Annotated in this window: 2 protein-coding genes and 1 pseudogene; 2 read left to right on the plus strand and 1 reads right to left on the minus strand. The window is 70.5% G+C overall.

Going from position 1 to position 4,572, the window contains the following annotated elements; all coding sequences use genetic code 11:
* Nucleotides 1-395: pseudogene (locus tag ABZ749_RS29955) on the minus strand (hypothetical protein); the annotation flags it as partial.
* A gap of 69 nt (nt 396-464) precedes the next feature.
* On the opposite strand from ABZ749_RS29955, the gene ABZ749_RS29960 reads away from it, so the two are divergent.
* Complete coding sequence (locus ABZ749_RS29960; RefSeq protein WP_357233667.1) at nt 465-3,083, plus strand: valine--tRNA ligase; 2,619 nt, start codon at nt 465-467, stop codon at nt 3,081-3,083.
* Complete coding sequence (locus ABZ749_RS29965; RefSeq protein ID WP_357233669.1) at nt 3,080-4,414, plus strand: folylpolyglutamate synthase/dihydrofolate synthase family protein; 1,335 nt, start codon at nt 3,080-3,082, stop codon at nt 4,412-4,414. The genes ABZ749_RS29960 and ABZ749_RS29965 overlap by 4 nt, the downstream gene beginning before the upstream one ends.
* Nucleotides 4,415-4,572 lie beyond the last annotated feature (158 nt).

Below are 4,572 nucleotides of genomic sequence, written 5' to 3' on the forward strand. Positions count from 1 at the left end.
ACTGAGCGCTTGTCGTCGGCCGGGTCGCGGTAGACGGTGCCGAAACTGCGGTCCAGTTCGATGTTCGCCGCCAGGCCGCTGCGTAGATAGTCGGCCGTGCTCTTCGCCCGCTCGCTGTCGTCGCGAGTCAGACCCGCCACCCGATCGGGTGAGGCCAGTTGGGTGTCCTTCTGCTGCGCCACCCGCCACCCACCGACACCAAGAACGCCGGCACCGGCGAGACCGACCACCAGCGCGACCGTCCAACCGATCTTGCGTCGGCGTGACCAGCCGCCGGACCGCTCGTCGGGGTCGCCTCCGGAGTCCCGGGTGCTCAGCTGGATCGGCTCTTCGGTGAGCTCGACCGGCTCGCGGCCGCCGTCGCGCGACCGCTCGGTGAGATGTGCGTCGGACATAGCCGACACCGTACGCGAACGGCAGGTGGCGCACGTCAGGTCTGCGGAAGCCCTCCGTAGACTTGTCCGGTGACCGAGAGACTGGATGCCCAACGCCCCGACGCCCCGACCCTTGCCGGCCAGTACCAGCCCGGTGAGGTAGAGCAGCGACGGTACGAGCAGTGGGTAGCCGGCGGGCACTTCCGGGCCTCCGCCGACAGCGACAAGCCCCCTTTCACCATCGTCATCCCGCCGCCGAACGTCACCGGCTCGCTGCACATGGGCCACGCGTTCGAGCACACGCTGATGGACGCGTTGACCCGGCGTAAGCGGATGCAGGGCTTCGAGGCGCTGTGGCTGCCGGGCATGGACCACGCCGGCATCGCCACCCAGAACCTGGTCGAGCGTCAGCTCGCCGCCGAGGGGCTGTCCCGGCACGATCTCGGCCGGGAGAAGTTCGTCGAGCGGGTCTGGCAGTGGAAGGCTGAGTCCGGTGGCGCCATCCTCGGCCAGATGCGTCGCCTCGGCGACTCCGTCGACTGGGACCGCGAGCGCTTCACCATGGACGAGGGGCTGACGCGCGCCGTCCAGACGATCTTCAAGAAGCTCTTCGACGACGGTCTGATCTACCGGGCCAACCGGATCATCAACTGGTGTCCGCGCTGCCTCACGGCGCTCTCCGACATCGAGGTCGAGCACACCGACGACGACGGCGAGCTGATCTCGATCCGCTACAGCGACGAGGTCGTGGTGGCCACCACCCGGGCCGAGACGATGCTCGGCGACACCGCCGTGGCGGTGCACCCCGACGACGAGCGCTACCAGCACCTGATCGGCACCGAGGTCGAGCTGCCGTTGACCGGTCGCCGGATCCCGATCGTCGCCGACGCGCACGTCGACCCGTCCTTCGGCACCGGCATGGTGAAGGTGACGCCGGCCCACGACCCGAACGACTTCGAGATCGGCCAGCGGCACGACCTGCCCGCGCTGACAGTGATGGACGAGCGCGGCGTGATCACCGTGCCCGGCCCGTTCGAGGGGTTGGACCGGTTCGAGGCGCGACCGGCGATCGTGGCGGCGCTGCGGGAGCAGGGCCGGATCGTCGCCGAGAAGCGTCCGTACGAGCACGCGGTCGGGCACTGCTCGCGGTGCAAGACCACCGTCGAGCCGCGGCTGTCGCTGCAGTGGTTCGTCAACACCGCCCCGCTGGCCCAGGCCGCGGGTGACGCGGTGCGTGACGGCCGGGTCCGCATCGAGCCGGCCGAGCTGGCCAAGCGCTACTTCGCCTGGGTCGACAACATGCACGACTGGTGCATCTCGCGGCAGCTGTGGTGGGGGCACCGCATCCCGGTCTGGTATGGCCCGGCGGGTGAGATCGTCTGCGTCGGCCCTGACGAGGCGCCGCCGGCCGGCGAGGGCTGGCACCAGGACGAGGACGTCCTGGACACCTGGTTCTCCAGCGGCCTGTGGCCGTTCTCCACCCTGGGCTGGCCCGAGCAGACCCCGGACCTGGCGAAGTTCTACCCGACCAGCGTGCTGGTGACCGGGTACGACATCCTGTTCTTCTGGGTCGCCCGGATGATGATGTTCGGCCTCTACGCGATGGACGGCCGGCCGCCCTTCGACGTGGTCGCGCTGCACGGCATGGTGCGCGACCAGTTCGGCAAGAAGATGTCGAAGTCGTTCGGCAACGTGGTCGACCCACTGGACTGGATCGACCGGTACGGCGCCGACGCCACCCGGTTCACCCTGGCGCGGGGCGCGAACCCCGGCCAGGACGTCCCGGTCAGCGAGGAGTGGTGCCAGGGCTCCCGCAACTTCTGCAACAAGCTCTGGAACGCCACCCGGTTCGCCCTGATGAACGGCGCGCACACCACTGGTGACCTGCCCCCCACCGAGCAGCTCTCCACCGTCGACCGGTGGATCCTGTCCCGGTTGGCGCACGTCACCGCCGAGGTCGACGAGCAGTTCGAGGCGTACGAGTTCGCCAAGGTGTGCGACCTGCTCTACCACTTCGCCTGGGACGACGTCTGTGACTGGTACGTCGAGCTGAGCAAGCCGGTGCTCGCCGAGGGCGGTGAGCGCGCGGAGGCCAGCCGTCGGGTGCTCGGGCACGTGCTCGACCAGCTGCTGCGGCTGCTGCACCCGGTCATCCCGTTCGTCACCGAGGAGCTGTGGCTCGCGTTGACCGGCGGCGAGACGGTGCAGGCCGCCGCCTGGCCGGTGGCCGACCGGTCGCTGGTCGACGACGCCGCCGAGGCCGAGCTGGTCGGCGTTCAGCGGGTGGTCACCGAGATCCGCCGGTTCCGTTCCGACCAGGGGCTGCGGCCCACGCAGCGGGTGGCTGCCCGCCTGGACGGGCTGTCCGGCGCGGGTATCGCTGCCCACGAGCCGCTGATCCGTTCGCTGGTCCGGTTGGATCCGGCCGGTGACGACTTCCAGGCCAGCGCCACGTTGGCCATGCCCGGCGCGGTCGGTGTCGCGTTGGACACCCGGGGGTCGATCGACGTGGCGGCCGAGCGGGCCCGGCTGACGAAGGACCGCGCGGCAGCCGAGAAGGAGGTCGCGCAGGCCCGGGCGAAGCTCGACAACCCTGCCTTCACCGGCAAGGCCCCCGAGCCGGTGGTCGCGAAGATTCGCGGCCGGCTCGCCACCGCCGAGGCCGACCTGGTCCGGATCGACGCTGCTCTGGAGACACTGCCCTCGTGACCGACCGTACCGAATTTGCCGCCGTCGAGGCCGAGCTGAACGCCCGTGGCTTCACCCGCATGGTCTTCGAGCTGGACCGGATCGAGTCGCTGCTCGACCTGCTCGGCAGCCCGCAGCGGGCGTACCCGGCGATCCACCTGACCGGCACCAACGGCAAGACCTCAACCGCGCGGATGATCGACTCGCTGTTGCGGGCGCATGGCCTGCACACCGGGCGGTACACCAGCCCGCACCTGGAGACCGTCCGGGAGCGGATCAGCCTGGACGGGGAGCCGGTCAGCGAGGAGCGGTTCGCCTCGGTGTACCGGGAGATCAAACCGCTGGCTGAGCTGGTCGACGCGCGGTCGGACGAGCCGCTGACGTACTTCGACATGACCACCGCGCTGGCGTTCGCCACCTTCGCCGACGCGCCGGTCGACATCGCGGTGGTCGAGGTTGGCCTCGGCGGGGCGGAGGACGCCACGAACGTCCTCCAGGCCGGGGTCTGTGTGATCACCCCGATCGGGCTGGACCACACCGAGTGGCTCGGCGACACGATTCAGGACATCGCGCTGGCGAAGGCCGGCATCATCCACCCGGGGGCCACCGTGATCTCGGCGGCCCAGGAGGAGGAGGCAGCCGGTCCCCTCCTCGACCGCTGCGCCGAGGTCGGGGCCACCATCGCCCGGGAGGGCGGTGAGTTCGGCGTGCTGGGTCGGGCGGTCGCGGTCGGCGGTCAGGTGCTCACCCTCCAGGGGCTGGGTGGCGTCTACGACGATGTGTTCATTCCGCTGCACGGTGCCCACCAGGCGCAGAACGCGGCCATGGCGCTTGCCGCCGTGGAGGCGTTCCTGGGCGCGGGGGCCCGACGTCAGCTGGACATCGAGGCGGTCCGCGAGGGCTTCGCCTCGACCAGCTCCCCGGGTCGGTTGGAGCGGGTCCGTAACGCCCCGACCATCCTGCTGGACGGTGCGCACAACCCGCACGGCATGAAGGCCACCGTCACCGCGCTCCAGGAGGAGTTCGCGTTCAGCAAGCTGGTGGCCGTCATCGGCGTACTGGCCGACAAGGACGCCGAGGCGCTGCTGGAGCTGCTGGAGCCGGTGGTCGACCAGGTGGTGATCACCCGCAACAGCTCGCCACGGGCGATGCCGGTGGAGGAACTCGCGGCGCTGGCCGCCGAGATCTTCGGCGATGAGCGGGTCGACTCGGCCGAGGAGATGCCGGACGCCATCGAGTTGGCGGTGGCGTTGGCCGAGGAGGACGTCCCCGGTGAGCTGAGCGGGGTCGGGGTGCTGGTCACCGGGTCCGTGGTGACGGTCGCCGACGCGCGCCGGCTGCTGAAGCGATGACCAGCCCGGAGCGGGACCCGCACCCCACCGAGAACCCGACCGGCCCGCCGGTCGGGCAGCCGGCGAAGCCAACCGACTCCTCGCTCCACTTCTGGGCATCGCTCCCCTGCCCGTGATCACCATGCCACCCGCGCCGTTCCACCCCAGCGACAAGATTC

Source organism: Micromonospora sp. NPDC047753 (assembly GCF_040642735.1).
Lineage (GTDB): Bacteria > Actinomycetota > Actinomycetes > Mycobacteriales > Micromonosporaceae > Micromonospora.